This window comes from Methylobacterium sp. Leaf361, from assembly GCF_001424445.1.
In the GTDB taxonomy this organism is placed as follows: domain Bacteria; phylum Pseudomonadota; class Alphaproteobacteria; order Rhizobiales; family Beijerinckiaceae; genus Methylobacterium.
This window is the reverse complement of record NZ_LMPY01000089.1, coordinates 44,753-62,098: the sequence shown is the minus strand read 5'-3', so window position 1 is coordinate 62,098 and position 17,346 is coordinate 44,753. Positions and strand designations below refer to the sequence as shown.

General features: G+C 71.1%; 20 protein-coding genes. 8 read left to right on the top strand and 12 right to left on the bottom strand.

The annotated features are described in order from the left end of the window. Positions 1-138: 138 nt before the first annotated feature. A complete protein-coding gene (locus ASG32_RS31395; protein WP_020094198.1) occupies positions 139-1,014 on the bottom strand; it encodes an ATP-binding protein in 876 nt (291 codons plus the stop codon). Positions 1,015-1,181: 167 nt separating this feature from the next. On the opposite strand from ASG32_RS31395, the gene ASG32_RS31390 reads away from it, so the two are divergent. The 5 genes from ASG32_RS31390 to ASG32_RS31370 all read left to right on the top strand — a co-directional run bounded on the left by ASG32_RS31390 (position 1,182) and on the right by ASG32_RS31370 (position 5,027). Beyond that, the gene (locus ASG32_RS31390; RefSeq protein WP_056533937.1) at positions 1,182-1,625 is read left to right on the top strand and encodes an OsmC family protein; all 444 of its coding nucleotides are present in this window, start codon (positions 1,182-1,184) and stop codon (positions 1,623-1,625) included. 124 nt (positions 1,626-1,749) lie between these two features. Beyond that, entirely contained in the window at positions 1,750-2,115 is a 366-nt protein-coding gene (locus ASG32_RS31385) for a nuclear transport factor 2 family protein (protein WP_056533936.1), read from the top strand. A 100-nt stretch (positions 2,116-2,215) separates the two neighbouring features. Beyond that, a complete protein-coding gene (serS, locus tag ASG32_RS31380; protein ID WP_056534133.1) occupies positions 2,216-3,619 on the top strand; it encodes a serine--tRNA ligase in 1,404 nt (467 codons plus the stop codon). Further along, entirely contained in the window at positions 3,619-4,383 is a 765-nt protein-coding gene (surE, locus tag ASG32_RS31375; RefSeq protein ID WP_056533934.1) for a 5'/3'-nucleotidase SurE, read from the top strand. Before serS ends, surE begins: the two co-directional genes overlap by 1 nt. Next, positions 4,380-5,027, top strand: coding sequence for a methyltransferase domain-containing protein (locus ASG32_RS31370; protein WP_082558134.1), 648 nt, complete (start codon positions 4,380-4,382; stop codon positions 5,025-5,027). Before surE ends, ASG32_RS31370 begins: the two co-directional genes overlap by 4 nt. A 104-nt stretch (positions 5,028-5,131) precedes the next feature. On the opposite strand, the gene ASG32_RS31365 is transcribed toward ASG32_RS31370, so the two are convergent. The 6 genes from ASG32_RS31365 to ASG32_RS31340 all read right to left on the bottom strand — a co-directional run bounded on the left by ASG32_RS31365 (position 5,132) and on the right by ASG32_RS31340 (position 10,491). Continuing rightward, positions 5,132-6,010 carry a phytoene/squalene synthase family protein gene (locus ASG32_RS31365; RefSeq protein WP_056533931.1) on the bottom strand — a complete coding sequence of 293 codons (879 nt, stop codon included), beginning with the start codon at positions 6,008-6,010 and terminating at the stop codon, positions 5,132-5,134. Beyond that, entirely contained in the window at positions 6,010-6,408 is a 399-nt protein-coding gene (locus tag ASG32_RS31360; protein ID WP_056533929.1) for an MTH938/NDUFAF3 family protein, read from the bottom strand. Before ASG32_RS31360 ends, ASG32_RS31365 begins: the two co-directional genes overlap by 1 nt. 13 nt (positions 6,409-6,421) lie before the next feature. Continuing rightward, complete coding sequence (secF, locus tag ASG32_RS31355; RefSeq protein WP_012319245.1) at positions 6,422-7,363, bottom strand: protein translocase subunit SecF; 942 nt, start codon at positions 7,361-7,363, stop codon at positions 6,422-6,424. Positions 7,364-7,485: 122 nt separating this feature from the next. Continuing rightward, complete coding sequence (secD, locus tag ASG32_RS31350) at positions 7,486-9,090, bottom strand: protein translocase subunit SecD (RefSeq protein WP_020094207.1); 1,605 nt, start codon at positions 9,088-9,090, stop codon at positions 7,486-7,488. A 55-nt stretch (positions 9,091-9,145) separates the two neighbouring features. Further along, complete coding sequence (gene yajC / locus ASG32_RS31345; RefSeq protein ID WP_020094208.1) at positions 9,146-9,478, bottom strand: preprotein translocase subunit YajC; 333 nt, start codon at positions 9,476-9,478, stop codon at positions 9,146-9,148. A 131-nt stretch (positions 9,479-9,609) separates the two neighbouring features. After that, positions 9,610-10,491, bottom strand: coding sequence for an alpha/beta hydrolase (locus tag ASG32_RS31340; RefSeq protein ID WP_056533927.1), 882 nt, complete (start codon positions 10,489-10,491; stop codon positions 9,610-9,612). 126 nt (positions 10,492-10,617) lie between these two features. Between ASG32_RS31340 and ASG32_RS31335 the strand changes: the two genes are divergently transcribed. Continuing rightward, positions 10,618-11,010 (top strand): YidB family protein, encoded by a 393-nt coding sequence (locus ASG32_RS31335; protein ID WP_056533926.1) that lies wholly within the window; start codon positions 10,618-10,620, stop codon positions 11,008-11,010. A gap of 9 nt (positions 11,011-11,019) precedes the next feature. On the opposite strand, the gene ASG32_RS31330 is transcribed toward ASG32_RS31335, so the two are convergent. Continuing rightward, the gene (locus tag ASG32_RS31330) at positions 11,020-11,292 is read right to left on the bottom strand and encodes a hypothetical protein (RefSeq protein ID WP_056533925.1); all 273 of its coding nucleotides are present in this window, start codon (positions 11,290-11,292) and stop codon (positions 11,020-11,022) included. Between the two features lie 163 nt (positions 11,293-11,455). On the opposite strand from ASG32_RS31330, the gene ASG32_RS31325 reads away from it, so the two are divergent. Then, positions 11,456-11,797, top strand: coding sequence for a YidB family protein (locus tag ASG32_RS31325; RefSeq protein WP_056533921.1), 342 nt, complete (start codon positions 11,456-11,458; stop codon positions 11,795-11,797). Between the two features lie 121 nt (positions 11,798-11,918). Here the strand turns inward: ASG32_RS31325 and ASG32_RS31320 are convergent, their stop codons facing one another. After that, positions 11,919-13,412, bottom strand: coding sequence for a peptidoglycan DD-metalloendopeptidase family protein (locus tag ASG32_RS31320; RefSeq protein ID WP_056533920.1), 1,494 nt, complete (start codon positions 13,410-13,412; stop codon positions 11,919-11,921). A gap of 191 nt (positions 13,413-13,603) precedes the next feature. Between ASG32_RS31320 and ASG32_RS31315 the strand changes: the two genes are divergently transcribed. After that, positions 13,604-14,143 carry a GNAT family N-acetyltransferase gene (locus ASG32_RS31315; protein WP_056533918.1) on the top strand — a complete coding sequence of 180 codons (540 nt, stop codon included), beginning with the start codon at positions 13,604-13,606 and terminating at the stop codon, positions 14,141-14,143. A 108-nt stretch (positions 14,144-14,251) separates the two neighbouring features. Here ASG32_RS31315 and ASG32_RS31310 read toward each other — a convergent pair whose 3' ends face one another. The 3 genes from ASG32_RS31310 to ASG32_RS31300 form a co-directional block, all read right to left on the bottom strand. Next, positions 14,252-15,529 carry a porin gene (locus ASG32_RS31310; protein WP_020094215.1) on the bottom strand — a complete coding sequence of 426 codons (1,278 nt, stop codon included), beginning with the start codon at positions 15,527-15,529 and terminating at the stop codon, positions 14,252-14,254. A gap of 223 nt (positions 15,530-15,752) precedes the next feature. Continuing rightward, a complete protein-coding gene (rlmJ, locus tag ASG32_RS31305; RefSeq protein WP_056533916.1) occupies positions 15,753-16,601 on the bottom strand; it encodes a 23S rRNA (adenine(2030)-N(6))-methyltransferase RlmJ in 849 nt (282 codons plus the stop codon). A gap of 66 nt (positions 16,602-16,667) precedes the next feature. After that, complete coding sequence (locus tag ASG32_RS31300) at positions 16,668-17,345, bottom strand: ribonuclease T (protein ID WP_056533915.1); 678 nt, start codon at positions 17,343-17,345, stop codon at positions 16,668-16,670. Position 17,346: the final 1 nt, after the last annotated feature.

Genomic DNA, 17,346 nt, shown 5'->3' with positions numbered 1-17,346 from the left:
AGCGGAGCGAAGTGACCCAGGGCAGCGCGACATTGCCAAGCGTGGCGCTGCCTGGATTGCTTCGCTCCGCTCGCAAAGACGGCGGGGCCGACGCCATCAGCCAGGGCGCGGATGACGACGAGAGCTCGGCGCCGCCCCTCAGTCCAGCGTCTTGCCGAGCCGCCCGGCCAGGTCCTGGATGAACTGGAACGCGGTCCGGCCCGAGCGCGAGCCGCGGGTGGTGGCCCATTCCAGGGATTCGGCGCGCAGCTGGTCCGGCGCCACGGCGAGGCCGTAGCGGTCGGCGTAGGCGCGGATCATCGCCAGGTACTCGTCCTGGCTGCACTTGTGGAAACCGAGCCAGAGGCCGAACCGGTCGGAGAGCGAGACCTTCTCCTCCACCGCCTCGCCGGGGTTGATGGCGGTCGAGCGCTCGTTCTCCACCATGTCGCGAGCGAGCAGGTGGCGGCGGTTCGATGTGGCGTAGAACAGCACGTTCCCCGGCCGCCCCTCGATGCCGCCGTCGAGCGCCGTCTTGAGCGACTTGTACGAGGTGTCGTCGGCGTCGAAGGAGAGGTCGTCGCAGTAGACGAGCCAGCGGTGCGGGTCCGGCCGCAGCAGGGCCATCAGGTCGGGCAGCGCCTCGATGTCCTCGCGGTGGATCTCGACGAGCTTCATCGGCAGGCTGCCGGCGGGCCGGCGGGCGTTGATCTCGGCGTGGGCCGCCTTGACCAGCGAGGACTTGCCCATGCCGCGGGCGCCCCACAGCAGGGCGTTGTTGGCCGGCAGGCCGCGGGCGAAGCGCTCGGTGTTCTCCACCAGGGTGTCGCGCGCCCGGTCGATGCCGGTGAGGAGCCCCATCTCCACCCGGGCCACCTGCGGCACCGGGGTCAGCCGGCGCTCGGGCCCCCACAGGAACGCGTCGGCAGCGCTCGGGTCGAACGCTGGCGGGACGGCGGGCGCGGTCCGCTCCAGCGCGGTGGCGATGCGCTCCAGGAGCGGCATCAGGGTGTCGAGGGTCGCGGGGCTCGTCATCGGATCGGGGGGTTCGCGTGCGGGTCGGTCGGGCGGCCGGTTCTACGGGGAAGAACCGGGGAAATCATCCGTGTCCGGACGCATGGCGCGGTCCTCCCGAACGCGAACCGGGATCGAGCGTTGGTATACCCGGCCGGTCGCGCCGAAACGTCCTCCGGGGAGTATCGATGGAAGCGGAACCGACGATCCGGATCACCCAGGTCGCGGATTACGTCTTCACGGTCGATTTCAGCGCGGCCCTCCCGGCGTTGCGCACCGACGAGGCGCCCCCGATCGGCGGCGGGACCGGGCCGTTTCCCGAGCAGCTCCTGATCTCCGGCGTCGCGAACTGCCTCTGTGCCAGCCTCGTCTTCGCCCTGGGCAAGTTCCGCCAGGACGCGCGCGGCGTCGCGGCCGAGGCGTCCTGCCGGGTGGAGCGCAACGCCGAGGGGCGGCTGCGCGTCACCGGGATCGGCGTCCACATCCAGCTCGGAGCCGCCGCCGCCGACATGCCGCGGATCGACCGGGTCCTGGAGCAGTTCGAGCGGTTCTGCACCGTCTCGGAGAGCGTGAAGGCCGGGATTCCGGTCGCCGTGTCGGTGGCCGACCGCCACGGCACGCGCCTGAAATGACGCGCGTCGGGGAAAGATCGGCCGCCCGGCGCATTGCCGCAGCACCGAACGGCCGCGATGGCCGCGATGGCCGCGACGGCCGCGATGGCCGCGATGGCCGCAATGCCCGGAGTGAGGAGACGCCATGACGGACCAGACGCGAGAGCCCGCCCGCGCCCCCGAGGCGCTCGCCGCCCTGTTCAATCAGCGCGCCAATGCCGGCGACGTCGAGGGCCTCGTCGCCCTCTACGAGCCCGACGCGGTGCTGGCGGCGGGTCGCGTCGTCGCCACGGGCCACGCCGAGATCCGGACCTTCTACGCCGACCTGCTGGCGCGCAAATCCGACTTCCCGGCGCCGGAAACGCCGCCGCCGCTGCGCAACGGCGCGCTGGCCATGACCTTCGCGCGGCTGCCCAACGGCGCGTTCTCGGTGGAGGTCGCCCGCGAGCAGGCGGACGGCACGTGGCTCTGGGCGATCGACCAGCTGAAGCTCGCGCCGCCGAAGGGCTAACGGCCGTCTCGGACGCTCCCGCGCGCTTGTCCCACCGGACGCGATGCGGCAAAGCGGGACCCGCGCGCTCGACGCCGCGCAGAAGACCCGAGCCGACTCGATGCACGACATCCGCGCCATCCGGGAGAACCCGGACGCCTTCGACCGCGACCTCCAGCGCCGGGGCCTCGCGCCGCTCTCGGCCGAGCTGATCGCCCTCGACGAGGCGCGGAAATCGTCGGTCTCGGCCGCGCAGGCCAACCAGGAGCGGCGCAACGCTCTGGCCAAGGAGATCGGCGGCGCCAAGAAGGCCAAGGACGAGGAGCGCGCCGCCGCCCTGATGGCCGAGGTCGCGGCCCTGAAGGGCGCCGAGCCGCAGCTGAAGGCGGCGCAGGACGCGGCCGACAAGACCCTGGCAGACCGCCTCGCCGCGATCCCGAACCGGCCGAAGCCCGACGTCCCCGAGGGCGCGGACGAGCACGGCAACGTCCTCTATCGCAGCCACGCCGCGACCCGCGGGCGGCTGACCGAGGGCAAGGAGCATTTCGAGCTCGGCGAGGCCGCGGGCCTGATGGATTTCGAGGCGGCGGCCAAGCTGTCCGGCTCGCGCTTCGTGGTGCTGAAGGGCCAGCTTGCCCGGCTGGAGCGGGCGCTCGGCCAGTTCATGCTCGACCTGCACACGCAGGAGCATGGGTATCTAGAAGTGGCGCCGCCGATCCTCGTCAGAGACGAGGCCATGTTCGGGACCGCACAGCTCCCAAAGTTTTTGGATGATCAGTTCGCAACCGGCGTCGATCGAAGCCAGCAAGCCTTCGAAGCCATACTTCAGACAGTAAAATCACTGCAGGGGGATGTTGACGGTGCGGATCGCGTAGCCCTCAAAAGAACTTTTGAAAGCGATCCTCCCCTACAGGATCGCCGCTGGCTCGTCCCCACCGCCGAGGTGCCGCTCACCAACCTCGTCCGTGAGTCAATCCTCCGCGAGGAGGAACTGCCCCTGCGCTTCACCGCGCTCACCCCTTGCTTCCGGGCCGAGGCCGGGGCGGCGGGGCGGGACACCCGCGGGATGCTGCGCCAGCACCAGTTCAACAAGGTCGAGCTGGTCTCGATCACGACGCCGGAGGAATCCGCCAACGAGCACGAGCGGATGCTGACCAGCGCCGAGGCGGTGCTGAAGAAGCTGGATCTGCCCTACCGGGTGATGACGCTCTGCACCGGCGACATGGGCTTCGCCAGCCAGAAGACCTACGACATCGAGGTCTGGGTGCCGGGCCAGCGCACCCACCGCGAGATCTCGTCCTGCTCGGTCTGCGGCGACTTCCAGGCGCGGCGGATGAACGCCCGCTACCGGGGCAAGGACGGCAAGCCGGCCTATGTCCACACCCTCAACGGCTCGGGCGTCGCGGTCGGCCGCGCGCTCATCGCCGTGATGGAGAACTACCAGAACCCGGACGGGAGCATCACGCTCCCGTCGGTGCTCCACCCCTACATGGGCGGGCTCAACCGGATCGAGGGCACCCGCTGATGCGCATCCTGGTCACCAACGACGACGGCATCCACGCGCCGGGGCTCAGTACCCTGGAGGAGATCGCCAAAGAGCTCTCGGACGACGTCTGGGTCGTGGCGCCGGAGAGCGACCAGTCCGGCGTGTCGCACTCGCTCTCGCTCAACGATCCGCTGCGGCTGCGGCAGGTCTCGGAGCAGCGCTTCGCCGTGAAGGGCACGCCGTCGGACTGCGTGATCCTGGGCGTGCGCCATATCCTGGGCGATCACGGGCCGGACCTCGTCCTGTCGGGAGTCAACCGCGGCCAGAACGTCGCCGAGGACGTGACCTATTCGGGCACGATCGCGGCCGCCATGGAGGGGACGATCCTCGGCATCCGCTCCATCGCCATGAGCCAGGCCTACGGCGCCGGCGGGCGCGGCGCGCTCAAGTGGGACTGCGCCCGGACGCACGGCGCGAAGGTCGTCCGGAAGATCCTGGAGACCGGGATCGAGCCCGGCATCCTGATCAACGTGAACTTCCCGGACTGCGAACCGGCCGACGTGCAGGGCGTCGCGGTGGCGGCGCAGGGCTTCCGCAATCAGGCGCTGCTGTCGATCGACGCGCGTGTCGACGGGCGCGGCAACCCGTATTTCTGGCTGGCCTTCGCCAAGGCCCGGTTCGAGCCGGGCCACGGTTCGGATCTCAAGGCCATCGCCGAGAAGCGGATCTCGGTGACGCCCCTGCGCCTCGACCTCACCGACGAGCCGACGCTGACGCGCTTCGCGCAGGCTTTCGCCGAGTGATCGATCTGGGCAGCCTGGAGGAGGCTGCCGGCAACGCGGCCTTCGTGATGGCGCTCCGGGGTCGCGGCCTGCGGGACACCGCGGTGCTGCGGGCCATGGAGCAGGTCCCGCGGGACACCTTCGCGCCGCCGCCGCATCGGGAGCACGCGCGGCGCGACATCGCGCTGCCGCTGTCGTGCGGCGCCTCGATGACGGCGCCGTCGACGGTGGCGCTGATGCTGGCGCAGCTGCGGCTCGAGCCCGGCCAGCGCGTCCTGGAGATCGGCACCGGCTCGGGCTACGTGACCGCGCTGCTCGCCCAGCTGGGCGCCGGGGCGGTGCTCAGCCTGGAGCGCTACACATCGCTGGCCGGGGCGGCGACGCGGCGGCTCGCGGCCCTGTCCGAGGTGCATGTCGTCCGGGCGGACGGGCTGGCCCCGGACCTGCCGGACGGCGGCTTCGACCGGATCCTCGTCCACGGCAGCGTTCCCGCGATCCCATCGCACTGGCGCGCGGCCCTGGAACCGGGCGGACGGCTGGTGACGGGCCTGCGCGGCGACGGCGGCTGCCGGGTGGCGGTGCTGGCGACGCCGGAGGCCGAGCCGGAGCTCGGCGCGCCGGTGCGTCTGGCGGCCCTGGTGCCGGGACTGGCGCAGGTACTCTGACAACCCTCCGTCATCGCGAGCGCAGCGAAGCGACCCGTGGCCGCGCGCCCTCCGCAGGCGTGGCGCCGCTGGATTGCTTCGCCCCGCTCGCAAAGACGCCGCCGCTATCCGACGCGCCGCGCCGCCCACCACAGGCGCCACAGCCGGCGCCAGCGCGGCAGCTCGACGGGCGTGTTGAGCGGGTCGTACGAGGCCCGCTCCATGGCGGCGAGGTAGGGCTCCACCAGGGCCGTGGGCAGGAAGGCGGCGCCCGCCGAGGGCGCGATGGTCGGGCGCGCCGCCTCGAAGGCCTTGAGGTGCTGCCGGGCGAGGTCGCGCAGGTCGGCGCAGGCGCGGCGCAGGCCCGGCCCGCCGCGGCCCGTCACGATGTCCTCGCGGGTCACGCCGTAGCGGCCGAGGATGTCGGCCGGCAGGTAGACCTGCCCCGCGCGGGCGTGCCAGGGCAGGGCGCGCAGGAGCCCGGTGATCCCGTAGGCGACGCCGGTATGCCCGGCCGCGCCCGCGCCGCCCGGTTCGGTGCCGTTGCCGATCACGAGGCTCGCCAGCCGGAACAGCGCCGAGGCGGTCTCGCCGCAATAGCCCTCGAGGTCGTTCACCCGGGGCATCGGATCCTCGTAGAGGTCGAAGACGCGGGCGTCGATCAGGTCGACGAAGGGCTGGCGCCCGAGGCGGTTCGCCCGGATCGCCTCCTCCAGGGCGGCCGCCACCGGGTTGGCGCGCACGTCGCCGCGCGCCTCGCCCTGCAGGGCGTCGCGCCACCATTGCAGGCGGATCTCGCCGGCCATCGGATTCGAGACGGCCTCGCGCACCCGCGCGATGGTCAACGAGAAGGCGTAGAGGGCGAAGAGGTGCGGGCGGGCGGCGGCCGGGGCGAACAGGGTCGCGTAGTAGCGGTCCGGGTCGCCGGCCCGCACGAGGCCCTCGCAGTGGGACTGCGCGAAGGCGAGCCCGGTCTCGGCGGTCTGGCCGTCGACCTCCGGCATCAGGCCACCGCGATCAGCGCGGCGGCGACCTTGCGGTTCTCGGCCACCAGGATGTTGTAGGTCCGGGCGGCGGCGCCGGTCTGCATCACGTCGAGGCCGACGCCGAGATCCTTCAGCCAGCCCCGGAGCGCGGGATCGATCGCCGCGATGTCGAGGCCAGTCCCGACGAGCAGCAGCTCGATGCCGCCGGCCTCGGCCTGGACCGGGCGCAGGGCCGTGCGGTCGATGGCCCGCGGCTCCGTCACGTCCCAGGCGCGGACCCCGGAGGGCAGCAGCAGGATCGAGCCGCGATGCGACATCCCGGCGAAGCGGAAGCCGCCGTTGCCGTAGGTGTCGATGATGTGCCGCCCCGGCACGAAGCCGGAGTCGAAGTTCTTCGGACTTGGCTGATCGGCCATCTGGGAAAAGGGACTACTCCGCCGGTTGCGGGACGCCGGACCGCTCCGAGGCCGCGCGGGCGCCCGAGAGCATCAGGCCCAGATAGATCAACACCGGCGTCGAGACGAAGATCGCCGAGTAGGTGCAGATCAGGACGCCGCAGAGCATCACGACGGCGAAGCCCTTGATCGCCTCGCCGCCGAACAGCACCAGCGCCAGCAGCGACAGCGCCGACGAGATCGACGTCATCACCGTGCGCGACATGGTCGAGTTGATCGACAGGTTGAGCAGGTCGACGGTCGGAATGGTCTTGTAGCGGCGCATGAGCTCGCGGGTCCGGTCGAACACCACCACGGTCTCGTTCAGCGAGTAACCGACGATCGTCAGGATCGCGGCGATCGAGGTCATGTTGAACTCGATCCGGCTGATGATGAAGACGCCGACGGTCAGCACGATGTCGTGGAGGGTACCCACGATGGCGCCGAGCGCCAGCTCCCGCTCGAATCGGAACCAGAGGTAGAGCAGCACGGCCACGACGGAGAGCACGACGCCGAGCGTGCCGGACTGGACGAGCTCGCCGGAGACGCGCGGACCGACGGTCTCGGTGCGGCGGAAATCGTAATCCTTGTCGAAGGCGGCGTGCGCCTTGTTCATCACCGCGGTCTGGCCCTGCTCGCCGGGCTGGAGCGGCAGGCGGACCAGCACGGTGCCCTGGTTGCCGAGTTCCTGAACCTCCGGCTCGCCGAAGCCGAAGCCCGCGGCCGTGTGCCGGATCGACGCCACGTCCGCGGTGCCGGACTTCGCCTGCAGCTCCACCAGGGTGCCGCCCTTGAAGTCGATGCCGAAGTTCAGGCCGATCGTCAGGAACAGCGCCACGGTCGCGAGCGACAGCACCGCCGAGAGCGGGAAGGTGAAGCGCCGGAATCGCATGAAGTCGAAATGCGATTCATCGGGCCAGAGGCGGAGCAGGCGCATGGTCGGTACTCTATTCGCGGACATCGCGATGGAGGACGGTCGAGGCGCGGGTCCCCTCTCCCGTGCGGGACAGGGGGGTCACGTCGCGCCGCCCGCGCTCCTTCGATGGCCTCCCAGACTAATCAGAACGGCAGGGTCTTCGGCCGGAACGTGTTGTACCACACCGCGATCATCATCCGGGTCAGCGTCACCGCGGTGATGACCGTGGTGAGGATGCCGAGGATGAAGACCACGGCGAAGCCCTTCACCGGGCCCGAGCCGAGGAAGAACAGGATCAGGGCGGCGATCGCCATGGTCGAGTTCGAGTCGATGATGGTGGCGAAGGCCCGGTCGAAGCCCGCCTGCAGCGCCGAGATCAGCGAGCGGCCGGCCCGCTGCTCCTCGCGCATGCGCTCGTAGATCAGCACGTTCGAATCCACCGCGGTGCCGATGGTGAGCACGATGCCGGCGATGCCCGGGAGCGTCATGGTCGCCTCCAGCACCGACATCAGGCCGAGGATCAGCCCGACGTGGACGATGAGGGCGATGTTGGCGATGAAGCCGAAGGTCCCGTAGGTCGCGAACATGAAGGTCACGACGAGGGCCGCCGCCACCAGGGTCGCGAGCTTGCCGGCCTCGATGGAGTCGCGGCCGAGGCCCGGGCCGACGACGCGGCGCTCGACCACGGTGAACTTCGCGGGCAGCGCGCCGGCGCGCAGCAGGACCGCCAGATCGTTGGCCTGCTGCACGGTGAAGTTGCCGGTGATCTGGCCCGAGCCGCCGGTGATCGCCGAGCGGATCACCGGGGCCGACACGACCTCGTTGTCGAGCACGATCGCCATGCGCCGGCCGATATTCTCCGAGGTCGCCTGTCCGAAGCGCTGCGCGCCGCGCAGGTTGAACTTGAAGCTCACCATCGGCTCGTGGGACTGCTGGTCGAAGGACGGCTGCGCGTCGGTCAGCTCGCCGCCGTCGGCCATGACCCGGCGCTCCACCGGAACCTTGGCGCCCTTCTCGTCCTTGGAGGGCAGCATGTCGACGTCGCCCGAGGGGCTGTCGGCGAGCATGCGGAACTCGAGCTTGGCGGTGGAGCCGAGCAGCTTCTCGAGCCGCTCCGGGTTCTGCTCGCCGGGCACCTGGATCAGGATCCGGTCCGCGCCCTGCTGCTGGATCGAAGGCTCGGTGGTTCCGGTCGAGTCGAGGCGGCGCCGGATGACCTCGATGCCCTGGCTCACGGCCCGGCGGGTGCGGTCGGTGATGCCGGCATCGGTGAGGGTCAGGCGGATCACCCCGCCCGGCTGCTCGGCGATGTCCAGGGTGCGGGCCGCCGTCTGGCCGATCGAGGTGGTGATCGGCTGCGACAGCTCCTGGAGCTTCGGCAGGACCTTGGCCCGGGCGGCGGCGTCGTCGATCTTCACCTGCACGCCGCGCGGCAGCAGGCCGATGCCGCCGTCGGCGCGGACGTTCTCCTGCTGGAGCACGCGGCGCACGTCGTCGCGCAGGGCCTTCGCCTGCGAGGCGATCAGCTCGTTCTGGTCCACCTCGAGCAGCAGCTGCGAGCCGCCCTGCAGGTCGAGGCCGAGCACGATCGCGCGCGTCGGCACCACCCAGCTGGGGAACCAGGGGGGCAGGCTGGCGACGAAGCTCTTGCGCTGCTCGGGCGAGAAGAAGCTCGGCACGGCGAGCATCAGCCCCACCAGGATCAGGCCCAGTGTCGCGATGATCTTCGCACGGGAGAAGCGCAGCATCGGCCGTTTTTTCTCTTTTGGGCCGGCGCGCGGCGCCGGCCGGTTCAACCGGGAATCAGGCGGCCTTCACCGTGCCCTTGGCGCGGACCTCGGAGATCATCGACCGGACCACCCGCACGCGCACGTTCGGGGCGATCTCGACCTCGATCTCGGCCTGGTCGTCCGAAGCCTTGGTCACGCGGCCGACGAGGCCGCCGTTGGTGACGACCGTGTCGTCCCGGCGCACGGACTTGAGCAGCGCCTGGTGGTCCTTGACCCGCTTCTGCTGCGGTCGCAGGATCAGGAAGTACATGATCACGAAGATCAGGACGAACGGGACCACCTGAAAGGCGATCTCCGCTCCGCCAGCGGCCGCACCGGCCCCTTGCGCGAAGGCGGGGGTGATCAACGAGCGTCTCCTGCGAATGGCGCGCAGGCCTGCCGCCGGATGTGGCGCCCGCAGACCTGTCGAAAAGCGCGCGGACTATAGCCAGGGGCTTCCCGAAAGCAACGCCGAACCGCCGGGCATCGGCGGCGCGCTCATAGCAGGGCGCGTATCGCCGCCGCGAAGGCGTCCGGCGCCTCCTGGGGAAAGTTGTGGCCGACCCCCGCGACGATCTCACGCCGGTACGGGCCGGTGAAACGGCGGGCGTCGGTATCCGTGGCGGTCGGCGGCCCGACGCCGTCATCGCCGCCGAGCAGGACGATCGACGGCACGGCGATCGCCGGCTGGGCCGCCAGCCGCCCCTCGATCGCCACCAGCGCCGGATCGCTCGGAACGAGGCCGAAGCGGTGTCGGTAGGAATGCACCACCACGTCGACGAAGTCGGGATTGTCGAAGGCGCGGGCGGTCCGCGCGAAAGTCTCCGCGTCGAAGGCCCAGGTCGGCGACCAGAGCTGCCAGAGCAGGCGGCAGAAGGCGTCCCGGTTCTCCGCGAGGCCGGCGCGGCCGCGCTCGCCGTGGAGATAGTACTGGTACCAGAGGCGGTGCTCGGTCTCCGGCGCGGCCGGGCGCCCGGCGGCCGGGATGTTCTGGATGTTGTAGCCGACGCCGCAGCTGACGAGGCCCCGGGCCCGGCCCGGCCAGAGCGCCGCCACCACGCAGGCGGCCCGGCCGCCCCAATCGTAGCCGGCGAGCACGGCGCTCCCGACGCCGAGGGCGTCGAGGAAGGCGAGCAGGTCGGCCCCGAGCGCCGCCTGCTCGCCGGAGCGCGGCGTGGCGGCATCCAGGAAGCGCGTCGGCCCGTAGCCGCGCAGGTACGGCACGAGACAGCGCACGCCGTCGGCGGCGAGCTGCGCGGCCGCGGCCGCGCAGGCGTGGACGTCGTAGGGGAAGCCGTGGAGCAGCACCGCCGTCGGCCCGCCGGCCGGACCGAACTCGAGATAGGCGACCTCCAGGACGCCGGCCCGCACGCGCTTCATCGATGGCTCCCGGGTTCGTGACGCCGGGATCCTAGCCGGTTCGCCGCGCAATTGCCGCACGCGCTTGCCGTCGCCGGTTCGCGCCCGACTTCACCCTGCGACGAAGAAGCGCGACGGTGGAGAACCATGGGCCTGCTCGACGGTGCGAAGACCCTGATCGGCGATGTGGTTGCGGCGGCCGACCGGGCCCTCGAGGAGACCGGCAGCGGCAAGCTCGCCCTGTCGCTGGCGAAGTTCTATCCCGGCGGCCTCCCGGCCTTCCTCGACCGCCTGCGGGAGACCGGGCACAGGGAGGCGGTGGCATCCTGGCTCGGCTCGGGCGCGCGGCAGACGGTGCCGGAGAGCGCCATCGCGGCCTGCCTGCCGCAGGGCGTGACCGAGCGCCTCGCGTACGATCTCGGCGTCCCGGAGGCGCGCGTCCCCACAGTGCTGGCGGAGTTCCTGCCCGCGGCGGTCGCCGACCAGAGCGAGAACGGCACGCTGAAGCCGCAGCCGAATTTCAGCACCCAGGTCCGCTGATTGCCCTTATCACGGGGCGGCGCACTTCATCTGCGGCGGCGCGGTCGCGCAGCTCAGGTGGCAGCTCTGACCGGCGAAGCAGAACCACGACAGTTCGCCGCTCTTCAGGCAGGAGCCGCCGCAATGGCGGTACGTCCCGTAGAGCGGCCGAACGAAGACGGCATCCGCGAGAGGGCGCTCCTGAGCAAAGCGCTCCTGCGCCGGACGCGTCGCTTCCGCGTCCGGCAGGGCCGCGGAGACGGACGCGACCGCGAGCACGCATGACAGCGCCAGGGATCTCATGAGAGCCGACCGCGGACCGATGTCCCGGCCGGCATTCCGGACCGAAAGCCGATCGCTGTCGACTAAATTGCGGTTCACACCGGAGCGTCGCGGACCACCGGCCTCTCCCGCTTCGCGGAGATTGCTCTAGACTCCCGCCACTGACCATTCGACGGGGGTCCACATGAGTCTGCTCAACACTCTCGGCGGCTCGCTGGGGCAGATCGTGCTGAAGGCATTGCCGGGCGTGATCCAGCAGGTGCTGCCCGGCGGACTGAACGCGCTGCTCGATCAGCTCCGACGCTCCGGCTACGAGAGCCAGGTCAATTCCTGGCTCGGCCGCGGCCCGAACGAGCCGATCACGGCCGAGGACCTGCGCAAGGTGCTCGACAACGAGCAGGTGCGCCAGATGGCGGAGAAGCTCGGCATTCCGATGGACCAGCTGTTCCCGACCCTGGCGCAGGCTCTGCCCGAGACCGTCGACCGTCACAGCCCCGAGGGGACGCTGCAGGCGCCGAAGGCTTAGAACAGCCGGCGGCCGACCCGCGGACGACGACGCGAAACGGCGGCCCCGTCCGGGACCGCCGCCGCGTCTTGCCGTCTCGTTCGGTCGCGCGTGGGCCGGCCTCGGCCCGGCTCCGACCGCCTCAGTTGCTGGCGAGCTGGGACATCGGATCCACGGGCGCGCCGCCCTTGCGGATCTCGAAGTGCAGCTGCGGCGAGGTCACGTTTCCGGAGGCGCCGGACTTCGCGATGGTCTGTCCGCGCTTGACCTTCTCGCCGGGCTTCACGTCGATCTCACCGTTATGGGCGTAGGCCGAGACGTAGCCGTTGGCGTGGCGCACGAGGACCAGCTTGCCGTAGCCCTTCACGTCGGAGCCGGCATAGGCGACCGTGCCCTCCTCGGCTGCCTTAACCGGAGTACCCTCCGGCACGGCGATGTTGATGCCCTCGTTGCCGGAGGTGCCGTAGCCGGAGATCACCCGGCCCTTGGCGGGCCAGCGGAAGTTCTCCGTCGCTTCGGCCACCGAGCCGGTGGCGGCGGGCTCGGGCTTGGCCGGCGCGGCAGCGACCGGGGCCGCCTTCGGCGCCTCCTTGGCGGCGACCTTCTCGACCTTCTCGGCAGCGGCGGCCTCCTTGGCGGCCTTCTGGGCAGCTTCCTTAGCTGCCTTCGCCTCGGCCAGCTTCTGGGCGGCCTCCGCCTTCGCGGCGGCCTTCGCCTCGGCCTTGGCCTCTTGAGCCTTCGCCTCGGCCTTCGCCTTGGCCTCGGCCTTCGGATCCGCCTTCTTCTCGTCGGCCTTCTTCTCGTCCGCCTTGGCGACCTGTCCCGGGCGCACGTGCTTCGGCTTCTCGCCCTCCTTCGGGGCAACGTCCTTGCGGGTCTTGGCGTCGGCGACCTTGCGGGCGGCAGCGTCGCGGGCGAGCGCCTCCTTGCGCTCCGCCTCCTTCTCGGCGGCGGCGGCCTTCTGCGCGGCCTCCTTGGCGGCCTTCGCCTCGGCCAGCTTCTGGGCGGCCTCCTTGGCGGCTTCCTTGGCCTCCTCGCGCTTGGTCGCGATCTTGTTCTCGACCTGCTTGGCGTCCTCGCGCTTCTCCTCGGCGGCCCGGGCCGGCCGGGCGGTCATCGGGGACGCGGCGGGGTTCAGCCCGGAGGCGTTGTAGACCGGGATCACGATCTGGCGGCCGGGCGTGATCTGGTTCGCGTTGCTCAGGCCGTTGGCGGCCAGGATCGCCGAAGCGGGCACGCCGAAGCGGGTCGACATCTGGTTCAGGCTGTCGTTGCGCGACACGGTGATCTGCGTGCCACCCTCGGCGCTCCAGCCGACCTTGCCGGTCGAGGCGACGCGGGTCGCGGGGGCGGCGGCGTTGGTCTGGACCGGCGTCGCGGCGGCGGCCGGCCGCGCGGCGGCTGGCGCGCCCAGCGCCTCCGACTGGATGCGGCCAGTCCGGACCGGCGGGACGGATTTGAGGCTCCCGTCCGGCAGGCTGCCGGTGGCGGAGGGTTCCGAGTCGAACGGGTTCGAGAACGGGTTCGTCAGACGCGACGCGTCCGACGAACAGGCGGCAGCCGCACCGCCGATGATGCCGATGAGCGCGACGCGCGACAGCGTCCGCAACATCTGACCCGTACCGCGCACCCGCATCGACGCACCCGTTTGCCTGACGCAACCTGATGCGCCAATGAAGACGGATTCAGGTTAAGCAACCGTTCCCGTTCCGGCGGTCTGCGACCCTGGAGCGAAGGTAGGTGCAAGGTTTTCGCGTGGCCCCGAGGATGATTCCCGCTCGCGGGATCGTCCCTTTTCGTAACCGGCCGGCACCCCACATCGCATCCATGTTTACCATCCGCGGCGCGCGCGACACCCTGGCCGACCTGCCGGCGCTCGAGACGGCGCGCCTCGCGATCGCCGCCCTCCGGCCTGCCGACGCGCCGGCCGTCCGCGCGCTCACCGACGATCCGGCCATCACCGCGGCGGTGGATTTCCTGCCGACGCCGTTCACCCTGCAGGATGCCGAGGACCTGATTCGCAGCTGCGCCCGGGGCCGGGACTGCTTCCTCGGCGCCTGGACGCGGGACGGCGCGCCCGATCCGGCCGGGCGCGCGCTCGTCGGCGTCTTCGGCACGCATCTGCGCGGCGCCGGCACGATCGAGATCGGGTACTGGGTCGGCGGCGCCGCCCGCGGGCGCGGCTTCGCCTACGAGGCCGTGTCGGCGATCCTCGGGCTTCTCGGCGCGCGCTTCCCGGCGCGCCTCGTCGTGGCGGAGTGCCGCCCCGCCAACGTCGCCTCCTGGGGCCTTCTGGAGAAGCTCGGCTTCCGCGACACCGGCGAGGAGGGCCATCGGCCGGGCCGGCGCCTGCTCAGGCGGGACTGACGCCCGGGATCGGGCCGGCACCGACGTGCGCGGCCACGAGAAAGCCCCCGGACCGGAGGCCGGGGGCTCGAGGACGACCCGTTTCCTGAAGCGGACCGGGCGGTCCGATCAGAAGGTGATGCCGGTCTCGACCATGTAGCGGTCCTGCGAGGTGCGGTTTCCGGTGCGGCCGAAGCCGGTGCCGAGCGTGCCTTCCGCGAGGTTGCCGCGGGTGATCCCGCCGAGCTCGACGTGGGCGTACTCCACCCGGAAGAAGTAGCGGTCGAAGGTGAAGGTCGGCGTGACCGTCACCGAGAAGGCGTTGCTGCCGGCGCCGAAGCCCAGCAGGTTGGTGCCGCCCGACCCGCGGACGCCCGTCTGCTCGGTGTACTCGACGCGGCCGGCCAGGGCGAAGTTGTCGGTGAAGGAGTAGGCCGCCAGCAGCGCGCCGCCGTAGGTCGAGGCCGAGTTGGCGATGCCGACGCGCAGGTCACGCTCGACGTTGGTGAACTGGAAGTACGGCGAGATGATCCACGGGCCGTTCGCGTAAGTGTAGTTGATGTTGAAGATGCCGCTGTTCTGCTGGAGGTTCGGCGTCGCGAACTGGTAGCGCGGGCTGCGGTCGAGGGCGTTGGTCCGGCCGAGGTTCAGACCGCCGTTGACGCCAATCGTGTTGTAGTCGTCGAGCTTGTAGGCGACGTTGCCGGTGAACCACGAGATCTCGTTGGAGAAGAACCCGTCCGTGCCGGCGACCGACACCGAGAGCGGCCCGCTGCTGTAGTTGACCTGCACGCCCTGGTTGATGAAGTTCTCCTGCACGAACAGGAGGCCGCGGTTGATGTTCAGGTTCTGGTAGGTGAACAGCAGCTCGGTGCCGATCATGGTGAACATCCGGCCGCCCTGGACCGACCATTCATCGTTGATCTGGATCTTGCCGTAGGCGACCGGGACCGGGCCGAACAGGAGGTCGGTCTGGGTGAAGGTGCTGAGGGTGGGGAAGCCGAGCTGCGGGATCGAGTAGCCGCCGGCCTGGATGTAGAACTGGAACGCGCCCTCGGGCTTCTGGATGATGCCCTGCACGTTCGAGAAGTCGAACCGGGCCGCGCGGTCGCGGTCGTTGGGCGCCGCCGGAGTCGAGAACGACGCGAACGGGTTCGACTGGGTGTAGCCGTAGCCGGTGATGGCGCCGCCCACGTAGAGGTCGCCGAGCGGTCCGGCCGAGAAGCAGCTCGGATTCGGGTTGGCCTTGATCACGCCGCCGTAGGCCGGGCCGAGGAGCGTGGCCTTGCAGGGCTCGGCGGGGGGCGCGACCGGAACCGGCGCCGGAGCCGACAGGTCGGCCGCGAGGATGCTGGTCGAGGACAGCAGCACGGTGGCCAGTCCGGCCAGGGTGGATCGCTTCAGCATGGTGTCGCAGCTCGTTCGGGTTCGTCGACGGCCAAGCTGACATCGCGGTGCGATTGACACAAAATCAAACATAGAGCAGTTGCATAATTTTTAGGCAGTTCCGTATCGCTGATCACGTTCGATGCGGAAATGTGACTTTGCCGCCACAATTGTATCGGAACCCCGGCCTTTTCCTTCCGCGCAGGCCCGGAGGTCTTCCGCGCGGCGCCCCAATTCTACCGAGTCAGGCGGCCGGGCCGATCGGATCGCAGCGAAACCCTCCGAAGTCCTGCCGGGCCAGACGTTCTGCGAGCGCCGGCAGGAACAGCATCGCCTCATCGGCGAGGCGCCAGGGCGGGTTGACGACGATCAGGCCGCTGCCGGTCAGCCGCGTCGGGTCGTCCGGCCGGTCGATCAGCAGGTCGAGCCGCAGGGCGGGGCGGGGCAGGGCGGCCCCGAGGTCGCGGACCATCCGGTCGAGGGCCGCGGCGTCCTTGATCGGGTACCAGGCCAGGAACAGGCCGGTCGGCCACTTCGCCACCGCGCGGGCGAGATGGGCGCCGAGGCGCTCGATCTCGCCGGGCACCTCGTAGGGCGGGTCGATCAGCACGAGGCCGCGCCGCTCCGGCGGCGGGATCTGCGCGTTGATCGCGGTCCAGCCGTCGAGGTTCATGACCTTCGTGCGGGGATCGCGCGCGTAGCGGCCCTGCAGGGTCGCGGCGTCCGCCGGGTGCAGCTCGACGAACACGCCCTTGTCGCCAGGGCGGAGCGCCTCGCGGATCACGGCCGGCGAGCCCGGATAGGCGGTGGTGCCGTGTCGAGCGCGCACCGCCGCCACCGCGGCCCGGTAGGGCTCCAGCAGCGCTTCCACCCCCGGCGCGAAGGGCGCCGCCATCCGGCCCCAGCCGTCCCGCCACTCGCCGGTCCGGGCCGCCTCGTCGGCCTCGAGATCGTAGGCGCCGAGGCCCGCGAAGGCGTCCAGCGCCCGGAACGGCTTGTCCTTGAGGCGCAGGTGGTCGAGCACCCGCGCCAGGACGAGGTGCTTGAGGACGTCGGCGTGGTTGCCGGCGTGGAAGGCGTGCCGATAGTTCATGGCAGCGCGCTGAAGCCGATCCCGGGCGCCGGGTCCAGGGGCCGGTGCGCGAAAGGCGGAAAAAACTCAGCGCGCGGCGTCGAGGCTCACCTCGGGCGCCCGGCAATTGCCGCGGCCGACCTCGGGACAGGGGGTGAAGCCGCGCAGGTACTTGCCGAAGCAGATCCGGACCTCCTGCAGCTGCCCGCGGGTGCAGGTGACCGCCATCATGTCGGGGCGCAGGCCGCGATTGGCCGCCACGAACTGCCGCGCGATCTCGATCGGCGCGAGGGTCTGCGGCGGGGCGCCGCCCTTGAGCCCGTCGGGGATCGTCACCGCGAGCCGCGCCGCGCGGGCGGCCGCGAAATAGGCGGCGGGATCGAGGCCCGAGCAGGTGCCGTGCTTGCGCCACTCGTACCGGGCGAGACCCTCGCTCGGGTAGACCTGCCCGGCGACCTCCATCGCCTGCCGGGTCGGCGCGCGGTTCACCGCCGAGCAGTTCTGCGGGTACCCGCTCGCGTATTGCGGCCACAGGCCGTGGACGACGAAGCCGAGGCCGCGCCCGGGGGCGCACTGGACGTCGTCCTCCCGGCGGGCGCCTGGCCCCGCGCAGTAGGTCGGCGACCACGACAGGGCGAGGACGTAGAAATCGAAGTCGCCGGGCGTGCCGCGGCGGCCGAAGCCGCCGTAATCCTGGGCGGCGCCCGGGCCGGCGACGGACGCGGCGAGGAGCAGGCCGGCGAGGCCGGCGGCGCGCCCACGCATG

What these genes read in the sequence shown, in the direction of transcription:
- ASG32_RS31365 (WP_056533931.1), bottom strand. Translation starts at nt 6,010, where the DNA reads ATGCCGGAGGTCGACGGCCAGACCGCCGAGACCGGGCTCGCCTTCGCG.
- secF (WP_012319245.1), bottom strand. Translation starts at nt 7,363, where the DNA reads ATGCGCCTGCTCCGCCTCTGGCCCGATGAATCGCATTTCGACTTCATG.
- surE (WP_056533934.1), top strand. Translation starts at nt 3,619, where the DNA reads ATGCGCATCCTGGTCACCAACGACGACGGCATCCACGCGCCGGGGCTC.
- ASG32_RS31330 (WP_056533925.1), bottom strand. Translation starts at nt 11,292, where the DNA reads ATGAGATCCCTGGCGCTGTCATGCGTGCTCGCGGTCGCGTCCGTCTCC.
- ASG32_RS31325 (WP_056533921.1), top strand. Translation starts at nt 11,456, where the DNA reads ATGAGTCTGCTCAACACTCTCGGCGGCTCGCTGGGGCAGATCGTGCTG.
- ASG32_RS31315 (WP_056533918.1), top strand. Translation starts at nt 13,604, where the DNA reads ATGTTTACCATCCGCGGCGCGCGCGACACCCTGGCCGACCTGCCGGCG.
- serS (WP_056534133.1), top strand. Translation starts at nt 2,216, where the DNA reads ATGCACGACATCCGCGCCATCCGGGAGAACCCGGACGCCTTCGACCGC.
- ASG32_RS31395 (WP_020094198.1), bottom strand. Translation starts at nt 1,014, where the DNA reads ATGACGAGCCCCGCGACCCTCGACACCCTGATGCCGCTCCTGGAGCGC.
- ASG32_RS31390 (WP_056533937.1), top strand. Translation starts at nt 1,182, where the DNA reads ATGGAAGCGGAACCGACGATCCGGATCACCCAGGTCGCGGATTACGTC.
- ASG32_RS31320 (WP_056533920.1), bottom strand. Translation starts at nt 13,412, where the DNA reads ATGCGGGTGCGCGGTACGGGTCAGATGTTGCGGACGCTGTCGCGCGTC.
- ASG32_RS31340 (WP_056533927.1), bottom strand. Translation starts at nt 10,491, where the DNA reads ATGAAGCGCGTGCGGGCCGGCGTCCTGGAGGTCGCCTATCTCGAGTTC.
- ASG32_RS31360 (WP_056533929.1), bottom strand. Translation starts at nt 6,408, where the DNA reads ATGGCCGATCAGCCAAGTCCGAAGAACTTCGACTCCGGCTTCGTGCCG.
- ASG32_RS31310 (WP_020094215.1), bottom strand. Translation starts at nt 15,529, where the DNA reads ATGCTGAAGCGATCCACCCTGGCCGGACTGGCCACCGTGCTGCTGTCC.
- rlmJ (WP_056533916.1), bottom strand. Translation starts at nt 16,601, where the DNA reads ATGAACTATCGGCACGCCTTCCACGCCGGCAACCACGCCGACGTCCTC.
- secD (WP_020094207.1), bottom strand. Translation starts at nt 9,090, where the DNA reads ATGCTGCGCTTCTCCCGTGCGAAGATCATCGCGACACTGGGCCTGATC.
- ASG32_RS31385 (WP_056533936.1), top strand. Translation starts at nt 1,750, where the DNA reads ATGACGGACCAGACGCGAGAGCCCGCCCGCGCCCCCGAGGCGCTCGCC.
- ASG32_RS31300 (WP_056533915.1), bottom strand. Translation starts at nt 17,345, where the DNA reads ATGCGTGGGCGCGCCGCCGGCCTCGCCGGCCTGCTCCTCGCCGCGTCC.
- ASG32_RS31335 (WP_056533926.1), top strand. Translation starts at nt 10,618, where the DNA reads ATGGGCCTGCTCGACGGTGCGAAGACCCTGATCGGCGATGTGGTTGCG.